We start from the raw sequence: 18,101 nt of genomic DNA on the forward strand, positions 1-18,101 counted from the left end.
ATTATCCTTCTAATCTAATAACAAATTGTTCTCGAACAAACTATTTTGCGACACATGTGTTAGCGGATGGATAATTTCACATGTTAAATCTAACCATTTTCAAAACGATTGCGGTTAGCGGTAAATTGCGCGCTCGGACGCCGGCCCCAGGTGTCATTGCCGATAAAGGTGAAGTGGGCATCCTTGATGCTCGCCAGCACGCTCTTCACTTCCTCGTGCGTCCTGGCCATGATCACGCCACTGCCATTGGCGATTGTCTTCGGCAAGAAAAACACGGCCTCCGATGCCGCCAGGATGCTGGTGGCCGGATTATTAATTTCCGGGCCATGTTGTACCGCTGTGACACCCAGTTCAAGATTGATGGCATTGATCAATTCATGATCCGATTCGGACGCCACGCCGGCGCTCGATTTGCGCGGTGCCGACGGCGTCCACGACATGCCGCCGCGGCTGTTGAAGACGGAACCCCGGCGTTCAGGATTGAAGCCGGACGGTGGCGGCGGTACTGCCTGCGAAAACGAAGCGGGGGTGGCGTTGCCAAAACTAAAGGCGGCGAAACCACTCTCGATATACGCCGTGTCTGCCGCGGCTGGGCGGGCATGCACATACTGGTTTCGCAGCGCATTTTCGAACGTGCCTCGTCCGCTATGCGCCTTGGGAATGCTGCGCTCGCCAAAATTTTCAAAAGGCGTACCGGTCATCAGCATGTCGTAGTCGGCCACCAACTGGTGGACCGACCTTACCGGCCCCTGTTGCGGCTTGGCTGTCAGCACATGCAGCGGCGTTGTCGATACACGGCTATGGGCTCCTTTTTTCCGCTCGCTTACAGCGTAAAGTTGTGCTTTGCCTTGCGCATTCAGCGGGCCCTGCGGCGTCAGCAGGTATTCGCCGGAACGCGATCTGGCCAGCGTCTCGCCCTTATGGTCGGTGATCTGGATCTCTCCATCCGAACGTAACTTTTCCAATTGTTGTGCCGTGAGCATCAACTGGGTGCTGATCACGCCGGAATTCGGGTCGCTGAGCAGGCTATGGATGTTTCTTTGCGATGACTCGGTCAACTCCCTGTTATCCGGCCGGGACAAACCATCGGAACGAATGCGGGCGCGCGCAATGCCGGACTGGCAGGTCTTGGCCTTGACGTTCAACGGTTTGGTATGGTGGCCCAGATCCATATCCTCGGCCGCGCCGCGGGTCGTAAAACGCACCGCGTACGGGGTGTTGCGGCTTTGCGCCACCCGTTGCATCTTCTGCAAATGGTGGGACGGAATACCGTGCGTGGCCGTGTACAGGGCGACGTTGGCGAGGCCGCACACAGGGACGCTGGCAGGCGCGGTCCCGATGTTCGACGGTCCGGCATGCGAGGCTGGCGTCGATGAAGAGTAATATGCCGGGGTATGGGGAGGGATAGAAGATTTCATGTCCCCTGAGTGGCGCCGGCCCGCCGCAAGTTCCATTCAAGTCATCAGCACATCATGCGCACGGCTCCTGAGCGGTACCCGGCAGCAAAACCCGCACCGCCGCCACCCGCGCCTGATGCACCGCTTCCGGTATCCGCGCCGGCTGGCCGGCGCAGCTTTTGGCGATCGCGCCGGCGTTCACGCCGCGCGCCGCGCCCAGCGCCGCCAGCAGGTGCGCCGTTTGCGGAAACGGCTTGTCGCGGAAACCGTCGGCCGCGCCGCCGCGCCCGCGCGCATCGCATTCGGTCGCCAGCAGCATCTGTTCAAAGCGCTGCGGCTTGCGGAAGGCGTCGCAACGTTCGAACAGCGTGACGATGGTATTGGCGCGCAAGCTCAGCGCGCGGCCGATATTGCCGTGTTCGCGGGCGGTCATCACGGCCAGCTCGCGGCAATCGTTCGGCACTTTCAGGCGCGCGCATAATTGTTCGATCAGCTTGACGCCCAAGCCTTCATGGCCGTGGTGTTTCGGCCAGTGTTCGGGCGGCGTCACGCCCTTGCCCAGATCGTGCATCAGGCCGGCGAAGCGGACCGGCAGATCGAAACCGCGTTCGGCCGCGTAATCGGCCACCAGCATCATGTGCGCGCCGGTATCGATTTCAGGATGGTGCAGCGCTGGCTGCGGCACGCCCCACAAGACGTCCAGCTCGGGCATGATGCGGGCCAGCGCGCCGCAATCGCGCAGCACCGCCAGCATGCGCGACGGCTTCGCTTCCATCAAGCCGCGCGCCACTTCCTGCCAGACCCGCTCCGGCACCAGCGCATCGACTTCGCCACCGGCCACCATGGCCCGCATCAAGGCCAGCGTTTCCGGCGCGACCGTGAAATCGCCGAAGCGCGCGGCGAAACGGGCCAGCCGCAAGATGCGCACCGGGTCTTCGCCGAACGCTTCCGATACGTGGCGGAACACGCGCCGCCCGATATCGCCGATACCGCCGAACGGGTCGGACAGCGTGCCGTCCTCGGCCTTGGCGATGGCGTTGATGGTCAGGTCGCGCCGCACCAGGTCTTGTTCCAGCGTGACGTCGGGCGCGGTGTGGAACACGAAGCCGCGATAGCCGGGCGCGGTCTTGCGCTCGGTGCGCGCCAGCGCATATTCTTCCTGGGTGCGCGGGTGCAAAAACACGGGGAAATCCTTGCCGACCGGCCGGAAACCGTTGCGCAGCATATCGTCCGGCGTGGCGCCGACCACCACAAAATCGTGGTCCTTGACTGGCAAGCCCAGCAACTCATCGCGCACGGCGCCGCCGACCATGTAAATCTTCATCGCGTTCCTGCTGTTTATATTCAATCCGGCAATTCGGCGTCGTGCCTGGCCGCCACTTCGGTTTCGGCCAGCGCTTCCTCTATCCAGCGCGCCACCGCCGGATGGGCCCGCACCCGCTCGCAATAGGCGTTCAGCGCCGGCGCCAGCGATACGCCATAAGTGTGGAAACGCATCACCACCGGCGCGAAATAGGCGTCGGCGATCGAGAAATCGCCGAACAGGAATTGATGGTGGCCAAAGCGCGACAAGCACTCTTCCCAGATTTCGCTGATGCGGCCGATGTCGGCCTGCGACGCCGCATTGCGGCCCCGCCCCGGCAGGCTGACCCGCAGATTCATCGACATCGCATTGCGCAAGCCGGCAAAACCGGAGTGCATTTCGGCGCAGATCGAACGCGCCGTGGCGCGCGCCGCGACGTCTTGCGGCCACATGTGCTTGTCGGGGAATTGTTCGGCCAGGTATTCGCAAATCGCCAGGCTGTCCCAGATCGTCATTTCTCCGGCCAGTAACACCGGCACCCGGCCGCAGGCCGAATATTCGGCGATCTTGCTGGCCGTGTCGGGCTGGTCGAGCAGCAGCCGCACTTCCTGGAACGGAATGCCGAACGCGGCCAGCGCCACCCACGGCCGCATCGACCACGACGAATAATTCTTGTTGCCGATGATCAGGGTCAGGCCGGGTTGACGCGCGGCCGCCAATGCCTGGGTCAGGGTAGGATCGAGTTCGATTGTGTGCATAAGTTACCTGTCATAGTTAGTTCGCGCGTCAACGTCCGGCGCGGCTGCGAAAATCATCCAACTGCCTCTCGGCCTGCCCCAGGTAATGGCGGGCGGCCGCTTCCAGTGCGGTCAGCTTGATGCCGAGCGCGGCGGCTGTCAAGGCTCCCGGCGATGGCCCCACCACATTATCGGCCGCCATCGACGCCAGGTTGTCGCGGCTCATCAGCTTGCCGGGCAGGCATTCCAGGACCAGCGCCTGCAAATACGCCAGGCCGTGCGGCAGCTTGACGATGGTGCGCGGGTGGCCGCCAAACAGCCCGGCCAGTGTCACCAGTTGCTGCAGGGTATAAATTTGCGGCCCGCCCAGCTCGACCACCTGGCCACGGGTGGACGGCTCGGCCAGCGCCAGCACGAAGGCGGAGGCGACGTCTGCCACATGGACCGGCTGGAACCGCGCGTCGGCGCCGCCCAGCGGCATCACCGGAAAGTAGCGCTGCAGGCTGGCGAACAGATTCAAAAAACGGTCGCCCGGCCCGAATACCACCGAGGGCCGGAAGATCGTCGCGGCCACCGCCGGATTGGCGCGGGCGGCCAGTTCGCCGGCAGCTTTCGAGCGCAAATACATCGACGGCCCGCTGGCCGACGCGCCCAGCGCGCTCATGTGCAGGTAGCGCGGCACGCCGGATTCGGCGCAGGCGGCCACCACGCGGCGCGGCAAGTCGACATGGTCGCGTCCGAATTCGCGGCCGTAAGGCGTGCCGGCGCTGGAATGCAGCCGCCCGACCAGGTTGATCACGGCGTCGAACCGCTGGCCCCGCATCAGCCGCTGCAACTCGCCCTCGCGCTGGATGTCGGTTTCCGTCACCTCGACCCGCGGCAGGAAAATCAGGTGCTTGCTGCGTTCGTAATGCCGGGTCGGCACCACCACCCGCGCACCGCTGGTCGACAGCTTGGCCACCAGGTGGCTGCCGATGAAACCGGAACCGCCCAGCACCAGCACGGCTGGCGCGTCGGGCGGGACTATCGGTAAAGCTGTCGTCACATGCATGGCGTCCTCGCGGGTGGCGCGGCGGGCCGCGCGGCGGTCATGGCAAATCGGCCGGCGCCGTATTCGCCGTATTCGTTCCTTTCGGGCCGACCGTCCCCAGCCGCATCTTCAGCGACTGCGGCCGGTTTTCAAACAAGGCGGCATAATAGGTCGCATTCGTCATCACGTTCTTGACATAGGTCCGGGTTTCCGCGTACGGAATGGTTTCCGCAAAGATCGCGCCCTCCAGCGGCCGCGTCATCGTCGCGCGCCAGATGCGCAAGCGCCCCGGCCCGGCGTTGTAGGCGGCGCTGGCCAGCACTTGCGAACCGTCCAGGCCGCCCAGCACCATGTTCAGGTAATTGGTGCCCAACAAGACATTGGTGCGCACGTCGCTCAGCATGTCCTGCACAAAATCGGTCAGGCCGATTTTCTTGGCGACATAGCGCCCGGTCGACGGCATCACCTGCATCAGGCCGGACGCGCCGACATGCGATTGCGCATCCATGATGAAACGCGATTCCTGGCGAATCAAGCCATACACCCACGCCTTGTCCAGGCCCAGCGTCTGGGTCGCCGGGCTCATCACGTCGTCATGCGGCGATGGATAGCGCTGGGTGTAATCGACTTCGATGCGGGTCCGGTCGGAGGTGTTGACCATGCGGTCGAGGATATTGTTTTGGCGCGCAAATTCGGCAGCCGCCAGATGCTGGCGTTCGCTCATCTTGCGTAACTCCCAATTCCACTCGCGCGTGCCTTCGAAGCGCAAGCGCATGCCGAAAAATTTCAACGCGCGCTGGAAGCCGGGATTGGCGGCGACGGCGGCGATTTCAGCCTGCGTGATCGGCCGGCCGGCTGGCGGGATGCTGACTTGCCGCCCCAGTTCTTCCAGCGACAGCAAGCCGTAGAAATTATTTTGATCGGAAATGCTGCTGAACAGCGCGGCCGCGTCCGGCGTCACCTGTCCGCTGCCTTCGGCTTTCAGCGCGCGGCCCAGCCAATACACCCAGGCCGGGTCGTTGCGCAGCGTATCGGGCATGGCGCGGATGCTGGCCATCACTTGCGGCCAGTTTTCATCGCGCAGCGCGATGCGGGTCTTCCATAACATCTGGTCGATCGACAGCGGCGCGCCCTCCGATTTGAGCCAGTAATCGCTCGCTTCCGGCGCCAGCGACTGCGACGCCGGCAAGGCGATGGTGGCCCAGGCGATGGCGCGTTCCTGCGCGCTCAGTTTCGACGCAGCCTTGTCGAGCGCCAGCACCGCCAGTTTCAGGCTGCTGCGCGCCATCCGGCCCAGCGCGACGATATAGGTTTCATGTTCGGCGCGGCTGATACCGGCGCCCTTGGCCAAGGCAAGCGCCGGCAAGTCGATCGCCTGCGCGATCCTGGCGTCCGAACCGCCCAATAACAGCATGGTGCGGCGCGCCGGGCCGGTGGCGTTGGTTTCGCCGGCCAGCCTCAGTTGGGCATACAAATCGTTGCTATCGAACTGGCCGCTTTGCGCCAGCGCCGTGATCAGGCTGCCGCACGCCTCGCCATAACCGGGCGGCGCGACCAGCAAGGCGCGCGCATCGGCCGCGACCCGTTCGCCTTTTTGCACGCGCGACATCAGCGCGTAGCATTTCAGCTGCGTATCGTCGTTCAACACGAATTGCGGGTATTGTTCGTCAAAGGTGGCCCAGTCGCGCTTGCGGCCCAGTTCCAGCAGCCAGTCGTTGCGGAAGCGGTCGGCGATCGCGCTGCCTTGGTAGCGGTTCAGGAAATCGCGGAACTGATCGTCGTTCAACAGCTTCAGGCGCGGTTTCAGCCGATAATAGTCGACATACGACGGGATAGAATACGACGTCAGCCGGTCGGCGTAGAAATCGGCCTTGGCGACGTCGTCCTGGCGCGCGGCGTCGCGCAGCAGCAGGAAGGCGTCGTCATCGGCGCGGCTGTCGGCATCGGCGGCCACGGCAAAGGAGGAGAAGGCGCATGCGGCCAGCACAAACGCGCCGGCGATCCATTTCGATGGTGAAATCAATGTACGGCTCTCAATTCTAACTTGATTCATGATATGACCATTAAACCTAGAATACCACGCGATAGCGCCGCTTCGCCAGACGCGGACGCCTTGAATGTCCCGAATCCGAAAACCTTATTGCGCAAGAGCCTGTTGAACATGCGGCGCGCGCTGGCCGATGACGTGCGGGCCGGCTGGGATAGTCACATCAGCGACCATGTGTCGGCCTGGTGCCGGCAGCACGCCATCCGCGCGCTGGGGGTGTATTGGCCGCTGCATGGCGAGCCGGACTTGCATGGGCTGTATGCGCTGCTGGCGGCGCGCGGGGTAACCCTGTATTTGCCGGTAGTGCTGGAAAAGCATGCGCCGCTGGCATTTTCCGAATGGACGCCTGGCGTAGCGATGGTCAAGGATGGCATGGGCGTGGCGGTGCCGCAAGACTTGCGGCTGCAAGCCTGTCCGCCGGCGATACTGGTGCCTTGCCTGGGATTTAATGCACAGCGCTTGCGGCTCGGTTATGGCGGCGGCTTTTACGACCGCACGCTGGCCCGGAGACCGCGGCCGCGGACACTGGGCGTCGCGTATGCCTGCCTGGCCGCCGCATTTACCGGCGGCGTGCACGATATCGCCCTCGACGACATCGTTACCGAGGGCGGTTTGCTGTAGCAATAGCGGGCGGCTACTTTACCCGGCCAGCCGCTGCCACAGCGCGCTGGTCGGTCCCGCCTGGTTCATGCTATAAAAATGCAAGCCAGGCGCGCCGCCGGCCAGCAGCCGTTCGCACAATTGCGTCACCACGTCGAGGCCGAAGGCCTTGATCGAGGCGCTGTCGTCGCCGAAACTGGCCAGCTTCAAGCGCACCCAGCGCGGGATTTCGGCGCCGCACATATCCGAAAAACGCACCAACTGGGTGTAGTTGGTGATCGGCATGATGCCGGCCACGACAGGCACGTCCAGGCCCAGTTTGCGGGTCTGCTCGACAAACTGGAAATACGCATCGGCATTGTAGAAATACTGGGTAATCGCCGCATTCGCGCCTGCTTGCACCTTGCGCGCAAAATTTTGCAAGTCGTCTTGCGGCGAACGGGCTTGCGGGTGCACTTCCGGATAGGCCGCCACTTCGATGTGGAACCAGTCGCCGGTTTCGGCACGGATGAATTCCACCAGTTCATTGGCATAGCGGAATTCGCCGGACGCGCCGTAACCGCTCGGCAAGTCGCCGCGCAAGGCGACCACGCGCTGGATGCCGTCCGCCTTGAATTGCTGCAAGATGCTGCGGATCGACTCGCGCGAGCCGCCGATGCACGACAGATGCGGCGCCGCTTCTTCGCCGGCCGCCTGGATTTCGCGCACGGTATCGAGCGTGCCTTGCTGGGTGGTGCCGCCGGCGCCGAAGGTCACCGAAAAATACTTCGGATGCAATGCGGACAGCTGTTGGCGCGTCACGCGCAGCTTTTCCGCGCCTTCCGGCGTTTTCGGCGGAAAAAACTCAATGCTGAAGTTAGCGGTGTCCATCGGATTTTTTCAAAAGTAAAGTCGACAAAGCCCAGGAAATCACACTGTAGAGCAATGCGCCGCCGACCGCCGCCCAAAAACCGGTGACGTGGAAACCATGCACCATTTGCGCCACCAGCCAGAACATGAAGCCATTGACGATCAAAATAAACAAACCCAGCGACAACATGGTCACCGGCAAGGTCAGCAAGATCAGGACTGGACGAATCAGGGTATTGACCAAGCCCAGCAGCAAAGCGGCGACCAGTGCGGCGCCGATGCTGGTGATGGACACCGAATGCATCAGGTAAGGGACGGCAAACAAGGCTGCCGCATTGATAAACCAAGTCAGTAGCAATCGCATTTCTTGAGCCTGTCAAAATAGGAAGCGGGCCGGCGGCGCACGCCGGCCCTCGGGGACGCTAGCCCCAATCGTTATTGGGGATTAATAACGGTAATGGTCTGGCTTGTACGGGCCTTCGGTTTGCACGCCGATGTAGGCGGCTTGTTCCGCGGTCAGTTCGGTCAGCTGCGCATTCAACTTTTTGAGTTGCAAGCGAGCGACTTTCTCATCCAGGTGTTTCGGCAGCGTGTAGACCCCGACCGGGTAGTTTGCTGTGTTGGCGTACAGTTCGATTTGCGCGATGGTCTGGTTGGCGAACGACGAGCTCATCACATACGATGGATGGCCGGTGCCGCAACCCAGGTTCACCAGGCGGCCTTCGGCCAGCAAGATGATGCGTTTGCCGTTAGGGAAGATCACATGATCGACTTGCGGCTTGATGTTTTCCCACTCGTATTGCTTGAGCGACGCGACATCGATTTCATTGTCGAAGTGGCCGATATTGCACACGATGGCCTGGTCTTTCATGCGGCTCAGGTGATCGTGGGTCAGGATGTGGTAATTGCCGGTGCAGGTGACGAAAATGTCGCCATGCTCGCAAGCATAATCCATGGTCACCACGCGGTAGCCTTCCATCGCGGCTTGCAGGGCGCAGATTGGATCGATTTCGGTGACCCATACTTGCGCCGACAGTGCGCGCATGGCCTGGGCCGAACCCTTGCCGACGTCGCCATAACCGGCGATCACGGCAACTTTGCCGGCGATCATCACGTCGGTGGCGCGCTTGATGCCGTCGACCAGCGATTCGCGGCAGCCGTACAGGTTATCGAATTTCGACTTGGTGACGGAATCGTTGACGTTGATCGCAGGGAAAGCCAGCTTGCCCTCCTTATGCATCTGGTACAAACGGTGCACGCCGGTGGTGGTTTCTTCGGTCACGCCGAGGATTTCCGGCAAGCGCTTCGAGTACCAGCCCGGTTGCGTGGCCAGGCGTTTCTTGATCGAGTTGTACAGGCAGATTTCTTCTTCGGAAGTCGGATTGTCCAGCACCGACGCGTCGCTCTCGGCGCGCACGCCCAGGTGCAGCAGCAGCGTGGCGTCGCCGCCATCGTCGAGGATCATGTTGGAATACACTGGCGCGCCAGCGGCTTCCGGCCATTCAAAGATGCGGTGGGTGTATTCCCAGTAATCTTCCAGGGTTTCGCCCTTGACGGCGAAGACCGGGGTGCCGGCGGCGGCGATCGCGGCGGCGGCGTGGTCCTGGGTCGAGTAGATATTGCACGACGCCCAGCGCACTTGCGCGCCCAGCGCTTCCAGGGTCTGGATCAGCACGGCGGTCTGGATCGTCATGTGGATCGAACCGGTGATGCGCGCGCCCTTCAATGGCTGGGCGGCGGCGAATTCTTCGCGGATCGCCATCAGGCCAGGCATTTCGGTTTCGGCGATCTTGATTTCCTTGTCGCCCCAGGCGGCCAAAGTAATGTCGGCGATGGAATAATCGTGTTGCGGTTTGAGTACGGCGTTCATCACGCCCTCCTTTCAGTGAGAAAAAAGTAACGTGAGCGCGGTTGCTGAATAGCCCGAGCCTGGCGAATGTTCTTCGTCGCAACGCTCCTCGGGTCTGGTATCTTACCATCCACGGCGGCAATCGCCAACCGGAATAAGAAAAGACGCCCGCGGCGGCGGGCCGGGAGCGTCTTGTCCGTCATGCTGCAGGGACTGCGATTATTTCAAACCGGCCGCATCGCGCAGCAGCGCGACCTTGTCGGTACGCTCCCACGTGAATTCCGGCTCTTCGCGGCCGAAATGGCCGTAGGCAGCGCTTTTTTGGTAGATCGGACGCAGCAAGTCCAGCATGTGCACGATGCCTTTCGGACGCAAGTCGAAATGCTCTTGCACCAGCGCGGCGATTTGCGCATCGGGAATCACGCCGGTGCCTTCGGTGTAGACAGTGATGTTGATCGGCTTGGCGACGCCGATGGCGTAGCTGACCTGCACCTGGCATTGGCGCGCCAGGCCGGCGGCGACAATGTTTTTCGCCACGTAACGGGCCGCGTACGCCGCCGAACGGTCGACCTTGGATGGGTCCTTGCCCGAGAACGCGCCGCCGCCGTGCGGCGCCGCGCCGCCGTAGGTATCGACGATGATCTTGCGGCCGGTCAAGCCGCAATCGCCTTGCGGACCGCCGATGACAAAACGGCCAGTCGGGTTGACCAGGAATTTGGTGTCGGCCAGCCATTCGCGCGGCAAGATCGGTTTGATGATTTCTTCAATCACCGCCTCTTCGATTTGCTTGTGCGAAATTTCCGGCGCATGCTGGGTCGACAGCACGACGGTGTGCACGCCAACCGGGCGGCCATCGACGTAGCGCAAGGTGACTTGCGATTTGGCGTCCGGACGCAGCCACGGCAAACGGCCATCCTTGCGCAATTGCGACTGGCGCTCGACCAGGCGGTGCGCGTAATGGATGGCGGCCGGCATCAATTCAGCCGTTTCATCGCAGGCGTAGCCAAACATCAGGCCCTGGTCGCCGGCGCCCTGGTCCAGGTCGATACCCGCGCCTTCATCGACGCCCTGGGCGATATCCGGCGATTGCTTGTCGTAACCGACCAGGACGGCGCAACCGCGGTAGTCGATACCGAAGTCGGTATTGTCGTAGCCAATACGTTTGATGGTTTCGCGCGCAACTTGAATATAATCCACGTTGGCGTGGGTGGTGATTTCACCCGCCAACACCACCAGGCCGGTATTGCACAAGGTTTCAGCGGCAACCCGCGCTTTGGGGTCCTGGGTCAGGATGGCGTCCAGGATCGCGTCCGAAATTTGGTCGGCAACTTTGTCCGGATGGCCTTCAGAAACGGATTCGGAAGTGAAAAGATAGTCGTTAGACATCGCAAGCTCCTTGTTTTTACTGTGCTTTGGTGAATGTTCTGTCGCAGTAAAGAGGGGTCCGCCTGCGACGCTTTAGCGATATTTATATTCCGCTTCGCAAGTTGTCTATTAACTCAGCGGATACTGCATACGTGTTATTTTACGCTTCTTAAAAAATTTTGGCTAAGCAACACTTTATTTCTTACTTATTTCTTGGTCATTTATTAAAACCGGTCCGATACATGTTAGTTCATATTTTTCGTTTTTTATCCATGTTTCCCTTATGGATTTTACACTCCCTAGGCGCAGTGCTGGGATGGCTGGTGTATCTGCTGTCGCCGTCTTATCGGCGGCGCATGCGCGACAACATGGCCCGTGCAGGGTTTTCGCAACACTTGTCGGCCGCCATCGCCGAATCCGGCAAGAGCGTGCTGGAATTGCCGTTTATCTGGTGCGCGGCGCCCGGGCGCGTGGCGCGCCATGCGACGGTGGACAACTGGGAACTGGTGCAACAGGCGCTGGAGCGCGGCAAGGGCATCGTGTTCCTGACGCCGCACCTGGGCTGTTTTGAAATCGTCGCGCAGCAAATCGCGCTGCGCACGGCGCTGACGGTGATGTACCGGCCGCCGCGCCAGGCGGCGCTGAAGCCGCTGATCGAAGGCGCCCGCGCGCGCGAAAACCTGGCGCTGGCGCCGGCCAATATGTCGGGCGTGCGGATTTTCGCCAAATGCCTGAAAAAAGGCCAGCCGATCGGCTTGCTGCCCGACCAGGTGCCGCAAGAAGGCGAAGGCGTGTGGGCCGACTTTTTCGGCCGCAGCGCCTATACCATGACCTTGCCGGCCAAGCTGGCCCTGATGGGCGACGCCCAGGTGATCGTCACCTACGCCGAGCGCTTGCCCGGTGGCAAAGGGTACAAGGTGCATTTTGTGCCGTTCGAGGCGTCGCTGGAAGGCGATTCGGCCAGCCAGGCGCGCACCATCAATGCCGCCATGGAGCAATTGATCGCGCGTTGCCCGAGCCAGTATTTCTGGAGCTACAACCGCTATAAAGTGCCGCGCGGCGCGCCGCCGCCGGACGCCGCCGCCAACGCCCCGGCCTCGGCCAGGGAGCACGCATGAGGATCTTGCTAGGCATCATGTGGCTGCTGCATTGGCTGCCGCTACCCTTGCTGGGCCGTTTCGGCAAGGCCGTCGGCAGCCTGCTGTTCATCGTCATGGGACCGCGGCGCCACATCGCGCTGACCAATTTGCGGCTGTGCATGCCGGAATTGTCGGAAGCCGAGCGGGTGGTACTGGCGCGCCGGCATTTCCAGGCCTATTCGCGCAGCGTGTGGGAACGCGGCATCCTGTGGTGGGCGTCGGAAGCGCGGCTGCGGCGCCTGATCAAGGTGGTGCCGGCGTTTCCCGGCGCCGCCATCGCCTCCGGGCCGACCATCTTGCTGTGTCCGCATTTCGTGTGCCTGGACGTGGCCGGCGTCGCCACGGCGATGGAAATCAGCGCATCGTCGATGTATGTGCAGCAAAAGAATGATGTCTTCGACCAGGTGCTGCGCAAGGGCCGTTCGCGCTTCCGCCCCGTCAAACTGTTCACCCGGCAAGACGGCATCAAACCCATCATGCGCGCGCTGCGCGACGGCTTGCCGTATTTCATGCTGCCAGACATGGATTTTGGCGAAAAAGACGCCGAATTCGTGCCATTCTTTGGCATGCCCGCCGCCACGCTGACCGCCACCGCCCGCATCGCGGTCGCCGCCAAGGCGCAACTGATGCCGGTGATCGCCACCTTCCTGCCCGATTATCAGGGTTGGCAAGTGACATATTATCCGGCATGGGACAATTACCCCGGCCCGGACATCACCGCAGCGACGCGGCGCATGAATCAATTCATCGAAGAGCAGGTACGCCTGACTCCAGAGCAATATTTCTGGACCCACAAGCGCTTCAAGACGCGCCCGGAAGGCCAGCCCTCGTTGTATGACAAGAATGAATAGACCCCATATGAAACTGAAATTCAGCAAGATGCACGGCGCCGGCAATGACTTCATCGTCATCGATGCGATCCACCAGGAGATCGGGTTCAGCGCGCGGCAATGGCAAGCGCTGGCCGACCGCCGTTTCGGCATCGGCGCCGACCAGATCCTGGTGGTCGAAAAACCGCGCACGCCGGGTTGCGACTTCCGCTACCGCATCTACAACAACGATGGCGGCGAAGTCGAGCAATGCGGCAATGGCGCGCGCGCCTTCGTCAAGTTCGTCAGTGAAAAAGGCTTGTCGCCGAAAACCAGCATCACGGTGGAAACCATGGCCGGCATCATCACGCCGCGCCTCGAAGCGGATGGGTCGGTCACGGTCGACATGGGCGCGCCGGTGCTGGAGCCGGCCTTGGTGCCGTTCGATGCGTCCGGTCTCGACGGCGTGCGCCAAGGCACCGACACGGTGTGGCCGCTGGACCTGGCGTTGCCGGGCGCGGCGGCCTCGGTGCTGGTGTCGGTGGTGTCGATGGGTAATCCGCACGCGGTGCACGTGGTGGCCGATGTCGACACCGAGCCGCTGCAGCAGAGCGGGCCGCTGATCGAACATCATCCGCGCTTTCCGAAGCGGGTCAATGCCGGCTACATGCAAATCGTCGGTCGCAACGAAATCAAGCTGCGCGTGTATGAACGGGGCGCCGGCGAAACGCTGGCGTGCGGCACCGGCGCCTGCGCGGCGGCCGTGGCCGGCATCCGCCGCGGCCTGCTCGACTCGCCGGTGAAGGTCAACGCGCGCGGCGGCGTGCTGTCGATCAGCTGGGCCGGCGTGGGCCAGCCGGTGCTGATGAGCGGTCCGGCGGTCACCGTCTTCGACGGCGAAATCGAAATCTAGAGCATCTGAAAAACGTCCATGGCGGTGTTGCATCGCCTTGCCCTGAACATTTTGTCAGGCGCTCTTAAGCCGCTAACAAGCTACGCTCCGGCAACACCGCGCCGGCCGGATGACTGGCCAGCAAATACGTTTTCAAGCGGTACAGGCGCTGGCGATAATTGCCTTCCGGTCCATCCAGGCTGCAATCGACGCCGTCGAACAGCCGCAGCAGCCGGTCCAGCGCCTGCCGTTCCTGTACCGTGCGCAGCAACACCAGGCGCCGCTTGCCGCGGCCATGGCTGGCGCGGATATCGACCACCAGGCAATGGCCCTGGTCGGCGCCATGCACATCCAGCAACAACGCTTCGGCGCGCGACAGCTGGAAACGCCGGCCCAGCTCCAGCCGCGCCGCCAGCAAAGGCTGGCGGCCCGCCAGTTCCAGCGCCGCCAACGGTCCGATGGCCTGGCCCCAGTACGGCGCGGTGGCCGGCGGCGCGATCTTGCGCAATGCGCGTTCCGCTTCGACACTGCCCTGCGCGGCCGCTTTCAGCAACCAGTACGCGGCGCGGACATCGCTGTTTTCGGCATCGCGCCGGTTGCGCCACGCCAGGATGCCGCATTCGAGTTGCGCCGCGCTATGGCCCATGCCGGCCGCCCGTTCCAGGCAAGACTGCGCTTCCTGCACGCTGCGCTGCGAAAATTCCGGCTTGATATAAATACGCGACAAGGCGAACCACGCATCGGCCAACCCTTGCTCGCCGGCCTGGGTCAGCCAGCGGATCGCGCGCTTGAAATTGACGCCCCGGTTGACCACGGCGCCGCAGCCGGCTTGCAAGCGGGTGCCCTGCGCATCCATGCGGGCAAACCACAGCCCTAGCGCCAGTTGCGCGGCGCGGTCGCCGCCGCGCGCCGCCAGTTCAAAAAAGCGTACCGCCTCGGCTTGCTCCGCGCCGGCTCCGCCCAGACCCAATACCTGGCCGCAGCGCGACAACAGCAGCAAGTCCGGCAGCGCCAGCGCAGCCTGCGGAGGTTTGCGGCCATGGCCGGCCGCTTCGTGCCGTTCCAGCAGCCGCCGCGCCATCGGCAAGGCGCGCGCCAGGAAGGCCGGCCGGTCGCCAGCCGACCAGGCCTGTTCCAGCACTTCCTGCAAAGCCGCGCCGACGCCGCTGTCGGCGGCCTGGGTCAGCCAGCTCTGCCCCTCCGGCAAGAAAGTGCAAGCGGCGACGCCGGGCGCCGCGCCGCCATGCCGCGCCAGCAGCCACAAGGCGTCCGGCAAGCCGGCCCGGGCCGCCTCTTCGAGCGCCCGCAACGCGTCCGCCTGCAGTGCGGCATCGGCCTCCGCTGCGCAAGCGCTGTCGCCGAACACCAGTTGCGCCAGCACCAGGCCGGCCGGCCTGATGCCGGCGCGATAAGCATGCCGGTAAAACGGCATCAGCATGGCGGCGCCCGGGTACGCCAATTCATAGGGTATGTGGGCGCCGATTAATAACTTCGCTTCGGAATTATTTTGTAGCGCGGCGCGCTGCAGCCAATGCAGCGCGGTGGCTAAGCTTTGCGGTAATCCGGCGCGGCCAAATAAATACAGCTTTCCCAGCACCAGCTGACATTCGCCGTCGCCAGCGCGCGCGCCCTTAATCATTCCTAACACTTCACGATTTGCCATTGATTTACTTAATGTTAATTCAGCGCATGCCCATGTATGCAAGCTCATATAGGAATAAGCCAGGCACTGCCGAATGCAATATCAATTCCCGTTCAGGCATCACAACAAAGCTGACAGGCACAAATAAATCCGTGGAAAGCGGAATTCCGGCGCTTCCTGACTGGTCAGTGTAGCGCTGGCAGCGGACGCAGCGATAGATAAGTGCAGCAGAAGGTTGAGCTAGCTCAAAGACTGAAAAATATCCGCTCTCCCCTATGACGGGCCATAGGGCTGTATGAAAACAAAGCTTGCCGCAAGGAAATGTTTTCGTCAAATTGACGCGTTACAAAAATACAACAACAAGCTTGGATTATTTGGTTTTTTACCAATCTTGGCATGCACAATCAACCAAGCCGCCGATCTTGACGCCATCAGCGTTTATGGTTCAGCTCATCCAAGCGCTGAATAAAAGCATCAGATAAAAACAGCACTGCTGCTCCATGGATCTTTGAGCGATTTACCTTTATAAGGAACAAGAAATGAAAAAATCATTGCTAGCCCTGGCATTGTTCAGTGCATTTGCCGGCATGGCGCATGCACAGTCGTCTGTGCAAATTTACGGTACCGTGGATGCGGGTATCGCCAAAGCAACCGGCAACACCACCATCGTTACCAAACGCGACAACAATAAATTGGGTTTCAAAGGCGTGGAAGACCTGGGCAGCGGCTTGAAAGCATTGTTCCAACTGGAAATCCGTTACGAATCCGATACCGGCACCATCGAAAACACCTCGGGCGTCAACTCGCGGCCGCTGTTCCAGGGCCAAAGCCGGGTCGGCTTGCAAGGCGACTTCGGCACCGTGCGCCTGGGACGCGGCCTGACCGCCTACCAGGAAACCAGCACCGCCTTCGAACCCTGGTCCGGCATGCCGACACCGGCCGGTTTCCAGACCGACTTGCAAGTGGCCGGCTACACCAGCGATCCCTTGAGCGCTCCAGGCAACTCGCGCAACCGTTTTTCAAACGCGGTGTTTTATAACACCCCGGTGTTGTCCGGCTTCCAGCTGAACGTCACTATCGCCAGCAAGGAAGGCAACAATGGCGCGCTGGTCGGCACCGGCACCCCGGCCACGCCGCAATATCCGCTGAACGCGACCGCCAGCGTCAACCCATATTCGTTGTCGGGCACCTATACCAACGGTCCGTTCGCCGGCATGCTGGCGTACGAACGCAATGCGGTCGAATCAAAACTGTGGTCGATAGGCGCAACGCTGGTCGCCGTGCCGGACTTGAAACTGTTCGCCACCTATCAGCGCCAGGACGAAGGCCATACCCGTCCGGTCAATCCTAAAACCAAGGCCTGGGTGCTCGGCTTGAACTATGACGTCGGCCCAGGCAAGGTGCGCGCCGGTTATGGCCAGAAAACCCCGGACGGCGTGGTCAAGACCAAGCAGGCGTCGCTCGGTTATGACTACAACCTGTCGAAACGCACCTATCTGTACGCGGACATTTCGAATCGCAAGGATGCCACGTCGCGCACCTATTATGGGGTCGGCGTGCACCACAATTTCTAACCTGTGAATCGCCCGATCGATACATAGTCGGCGGCCATGGTCACCCATGGCCGTTTTTCTTTGCTGAATCATCGCGCGCGCCGCGATACATCCGTTTGCGCCACGGCGCGGCGCGACTCGGTTAGAATTGGCGTTACGGTTGCCGGCCCGCCGGCAAGCTCATTCCTTTACTGACCGAAGCCATCAATGACCGCCACCCTGGATTCAAGCACCGTCGCACAATACCTGACCGATCACCCGGGCTTTTTTGAAGAGCACGCCGGCCTGCTGGGCGACGTCAAACTGAGCAGCCCGCTGACCGGACGCACCGTGTCGCTGCAAGAACGGCAAATGGAAGTCATGCGCGACAAATACAAGGCGCTGGAATTGCGCATGTCCAACCTGTCGCGGCTGGCCGATGAAAACCTGGCCATCGCTAATAAATTTCACAAGTGGAACCAGATCCTGTTGCAGGCCGGCAAGGACGCCGACTTGCCGCGCACCTTGGCCGATGGCTTGCAAACCACGTTCGACGTGCCGCAAGTGACCGTGCGCCTGTGGCAAACCGCCGAGCAATATGCCGGCGCGTGGTTCACCCAGGAGGTCTCGGGCGACGCCAGGATGTTCGCCAACAGCTTGCTGGCACCTTATTGCGGCAGCAACCACGATTTCGAAGCCGTGCGCTGGCTCGATGACGCCGGCAAAGTGCTGTCGACCGCGATCCTGCCCTTGCGCGTACCGGGCAAGGGCGGCCCCGCGTTCGGCTTGCTGATCCTCGGTTCGCCGCAGGCGGAACGCTTTACGTCCGAGATGGCGACCGATTTCCTGGTCCATATCGGCGAAACCGCCAGCGCCGCGCTGCTGTCGCTGCGCGCGCCGGCCTGAACCG

17 protein-coding genes and 1 riboswitch are annotated in these 18,101 nt (G+C 62.0%); of the genes, 7 read left to right on the plus strand and 10 right to left on the minus strand.

Features of this window, described 5'->3' with window-relative positions; translation table 11 throughout:
* Positions 1-89 precede the first annotated feature (89 nt).
* The 5 genes from GJA_RS23330 to GJA_RS23350 are packed head-to-tail and all read right to left on the minus strand — an operon-like array spanning position 90 to position 6,520.
* Positions 90-1,454 carry an anthrax toxin-like adenylyl cyclase domain-containing protein gene (locus tag GJA_RS23330; protein WP_081905545.1) on the minus strand — a complete coding sequence of 455 codons (1,365 nt, stop codon included), beginning with the start codon at positions 1,452-1,454 and terminating at the stop codon, positions 90-92.
* Between the two features lie 16 nt (positions 1,455-1,470).
* Positions 1,471-2,721: a multifunctional CCA addition/repair protein gene (locus tag GJA_RS23335; protein WP_038497209.1), complete on the minus strand. Its 1,251-nt coding sequence runs from the start codon at positions 2,719-2,721 to the stop codon at positions 1,471-1,473.
* Positions 2,722-2,741: 20 nt separating this feature from the next.
* Positions 2,742-3,458 (minus strand): glutathione S-transferase family protein, encoded by a 717-nt coding sequence (locus GJA_RS23340; RefSeq protein WP_038497212.1) that lies wholly within the window; start codon positions 3,456-3,458, stop codon positions 2,742-2,744.
* A 28-nt stretch (positions 3,459-3,486) separates the two neighbouring features.
* Positions 3,487-4,482 (minus strand): complex I NDUFA9 subunit family protein, encoded by a 996-nt coding sequence (locus GJA_RS23345; protein WP_242404613.1) that lies wholly within the window; start codon positions 4,480-4,482, stop codon positions 3,487-3,489.
* Between the two features lie 43 nt (positions 4,483-4,525).
* Positions 4,526-6,520, minus strand: a complete 1,995-nt coding sequence (locus GJA_RS23350) for a lytic transglycosylase domain-containing protein (RefSeq protein WP_081905546.1) — start codon at positions 6,518-6,520, stop codon at positions 4,526-4,528.
* 3 nt (positions 6,521-6,523) lie between these two features.
* Here GJA_RS23350 and GJA_RS23355 point away from each other — a divergent pair, with 3 nt between their 5' ends.
* Positions 6,524-7,135: a 5-formyltetrahydrofolate cyclo-ligase gene (locus GJA_RS23355; RefSeq protein ID WP_081905547.1), complete on the plus strand. Its 612-nt coding sequence runs from the start codon at positions 6,524-6,526 to the stop codon at positions 7,133-7,135.
* Positions 7,136-7,153: 18 nt separating this feature from the next.
* On the opposite strand, the gene metF is transcribed toward GJA_RS23355, so the two are convergent.
* From metF to metK, 4 genes are all read right to left on the minus strand, one after another.
* A complete protein-coding gene (gene metF, locus GJA_RS23360; protein ID WP_038497224.1) occupies positions 7,154-7,984 on the minus strand; it encodes a methylenetetrahydrofolate reductase [NAD(P)H] in 831 nt (276 codons plus the stop codon).
* A complete protein-coding gene (locus GJA_RS23365; protein WP_038497227.1) occupies positions 7,971-8,327 on the minus strand; it encodes a phage holin family protein in 357 nt (118 codons plus the stop codon). The genes metF and GJA_RS23365 overlap by 14 nt, the downstream gene beginning before the upstream one ends.
* A gap of 81 nt (positions 8,328-8,408) precedes the next feature.
* A complete protein-coding gene (ahcY, locus tag GJA_RS23370) occupies positions 8,409-9,833 on the minus strand; it encodes an adenosylhomocysteinase (protein WP_038497230.1) in 1,425 nt (474 codons plus the stop codon).
* Positions 9,834-9,859: 26 nt separating this feature from the next.
* Positions 9,860-9,929, minus strand: a riboswitch (S-adenosyl-L-homocysteine riboswitch).
* Positions 9,930-10,031: 102 nt separating this feature from the next.
* Positions 10,032-11,198, minus strand: a complete 1,167-nt coding sequence (gene metK, locus GJA_RS23380) for a methionine adenosyltransferase (RefSeq protein WP_038497235.1) — start codon at positions 11,196-11,198, stop codon at positions 10,032-10,034.
* Between the two features lie 176 nt (positions 11,199-11,374).
* Between metK and GJA_RS23385 the strand changes: the two genes are divergently transcribed.
* From GJA_RS23385 to dapF, 3 genes are read left to right on the plus strand one after another with little or no spacing between them, the layout of a single operon-like run.
* Positions 11,375-12,295 carry a lysophospholipid acyltransferase family protein gene (locus GJA_RS23385; RefSeq protein ID WP_277914426.1) on the plus strand — a complete coding sequence of 307 codons (921 nt, stop codon included), beginning with the start codon at positions 11,375-11,377 and terminating at the stop codon, positions 12,293-12,295.
* A complete protein-coding gene (locus tag GJA_RS23390; RefSeq protein ID WP_038497241.1) occupies positions 12,292-13,167 on the plus strand; it encodes an LpxL/LpxP family acyltransferase in 876 nt (291 codons plus the stop codon). Before GJA_RS23385 ends, GJA_RS23390 begins: the two co-directional genes overlap by 4 nt.
* Positions 13,168-13,174: 7 nt before the next feature.
* Positions 13,175-14,038 carry a diaminopimelate epimerase gene (gene dapF / locus GJA_RS23395; RefSeq protein ID WP_038497243.1) on the plus strand — a complete coding sequence of 288 codons (864 nt, stop codon included), beginning with the start codon at positions 13,175-13,177 and terminating at the stop codon, positions 14,036-14,038.
* Between the two features lie 64 nt (positions 14,039-14,102).
* Here dapF and GJA_RS23400 read toward each other — a convergent pair whose 3' ends face one another.
* Entirely contained in the window at positions 14,103-15,656 is a 1,554-nt protein-coding gene (locus GJA_RS23400) for an SEL1-like repeat protein (RefSeq protein WP_244888332.1), read from the minus strand.
* A gap of 298 nt (positions 15,657-15,954) precedes the next feature.
* Here GJA_RS23400 and GJA_RS27905 point away from each other — a divergent pair, with 298 nt between their 5' ends.
* The 3 genes from GJA_RS27905 to GJA_RS23410 all read left to right on the plus strand — a co-directional run bounded on the left by GJA_RS27905 (position 15,955) and on the right by GJA_RS23410 (position 18,097).
* Positions 15,955-16,128, plus strand: a complete 174-nt coding sequence (locus GJA_RS27905; RefSeq protein ID WP_156484127.1) for a hypothetical protein — start codon at positions 15,955-15,957, stop codon at positions 16,126-16,128.
* 70 nt (positions 16,129-16,198) lie between these two features.
* Positions 16,199-17,233 (plus strand): porin, encoded by a 1,035-nt coding sequence (locus GJA_RS23405; protein ID WP_038497249.1) that lies wholly within the window; start codon positions 16,199-16,201, stop codon positions 17,231-17,233.
* A gap of 186 nt (positions 17,234-17,419) precedes the next feature.
* Entirely contained in the window at positions 17,420-18,097 is a 678-nt protein-coding gene (locus tag GJA_RS23410; RefSeq protein WP_038497252.1) for a DUF484 family protein, read from the plus strand.
* Positions 18,098-18,101 lie beyond the last annotated feature (4 nt).

The sequence above is a fragment of the Janthinobacterium agaricidamnosum NBRC 102515 = DSM 9628 genome, from assembly GCF_000723165.1.
GTDB lineage: Bacteria > Pseudomonadota > Gammaproteobacteria > Burkholderiales > Burkholderiaceae_D > Janthinobacterium > Janthinobacterium agaricidamnosum.

What these genes read in the sequence shown, in the direction of transcription:
- dapF (WP_038497243.1), top strand. Translation starts at nt 13,175, where the DNA reads ATGAAACTGAAATTCAGCAAGATGCACGGCGCCGGCAATGACTTCATC.
- ahcY (WP_038497230.1), bottom strand. Translation starts at nt 9,833, where the DNA reads ATGAACGCCGTACTCAAACCGCAACACGATTATTCCATCGCCGACATT.
- GJA_RS27905 (WP_156484127.1), top strand. Translation starts at nt 15,955, where the DNA reads ATGAAAACAAAGCTTGCCGCAAGGAAATGTTTTCGTCAAATTGACGCG.
- GJA_RS23330 (WP_081905545.1), bottom strand. Translation starts at nt 1,454, where the DNA reads ATGGAACTTGCGGCGGGCCGGCGCCACTCAGGGGACATGAAATCTTCT.
- GJA_RS23340 (WP_038497212.1), bottom strand. Translation starts at nt 3,458, where the DNA reads ATGCACACAATCGAACTCGATCCTACCCTGACCCAGGCATTGGCGGCC.
- GJA_RS23355 (WP_081905547.1), top strand. Translation starts at nt 6,524, where the DNA reads ATGACCATTAAACCTAGAATACCACGCGATAGCGCCGCTTCGCCAGAC.
- GJA_RS23410 (WP_038497252.1), top strand. Translation starts at nt 17,420, where the DNA reads ATGACCGCCACCCTGGATTCAAGCACCGTCGCACAATACCTGACCGAT.
- GJA_RS23400 (WP_244888332.1), bottom strand. Translation starts at nt 15,656, where the DNA reads ATGATTAAGGGCGCGCGCGCTGGCGACGGCGAATGTCAGCTGGTGCTG.
- GJA_RS23390 (WP_038497241.1), top strand. Translation starts at nt 12,292, where the DNA reads ATGAGGATCTTGCTAGGCATCATGTGGCTGCTGCATTGGCTGCCGCTA.
- GJA_RS23335 (WP_038497209.1), bottom strand. Translation starts at nt 2,721, where the DNA reads ATGAAGATTTACATGGTCGGCGGCGCCGTGCGCGATGAGTTGCTGGGC.
- GJA_RS23350 (WP_081905546.1), bottom strand. Translation starts at nt 6,520, where the DNA reads ATGAATCAAGTTAGAATTGAGAGCCGTACATTGATTTCACCATCGAAA.
- GJA_RS23365 (WP_038497227.1), bottom strand. Translation starts at nt 8,327, where the DNA reads ATGCGATTGCTACTGACTTGGTTTATCAATGCGGCAGCCTTGTTTGCC.
- GJA_RS23405 (WP_038497249.1), top strand. Translation starts at nt 16,199, where the DNA reads ATGAAAAAATCATTGCTAGCCCTGGCATTGTTCAGTGCATTTGCCGGC.
- metF (WP_038497224.1), bottom strand. Translation starts at nt 7,984, where the DNA reads ATGGACACCGCTAACTTCAGCATTGAGTTTTTTCCGCCGAAAACGCCG.
- metK (WP_038497235.1), bottom strand. Translation starts at nt 11,198, where the DNA reads ATGTCTAACGACTATCTTTTCACTTCCGAATCCGTTTCTGAAGGCCAT.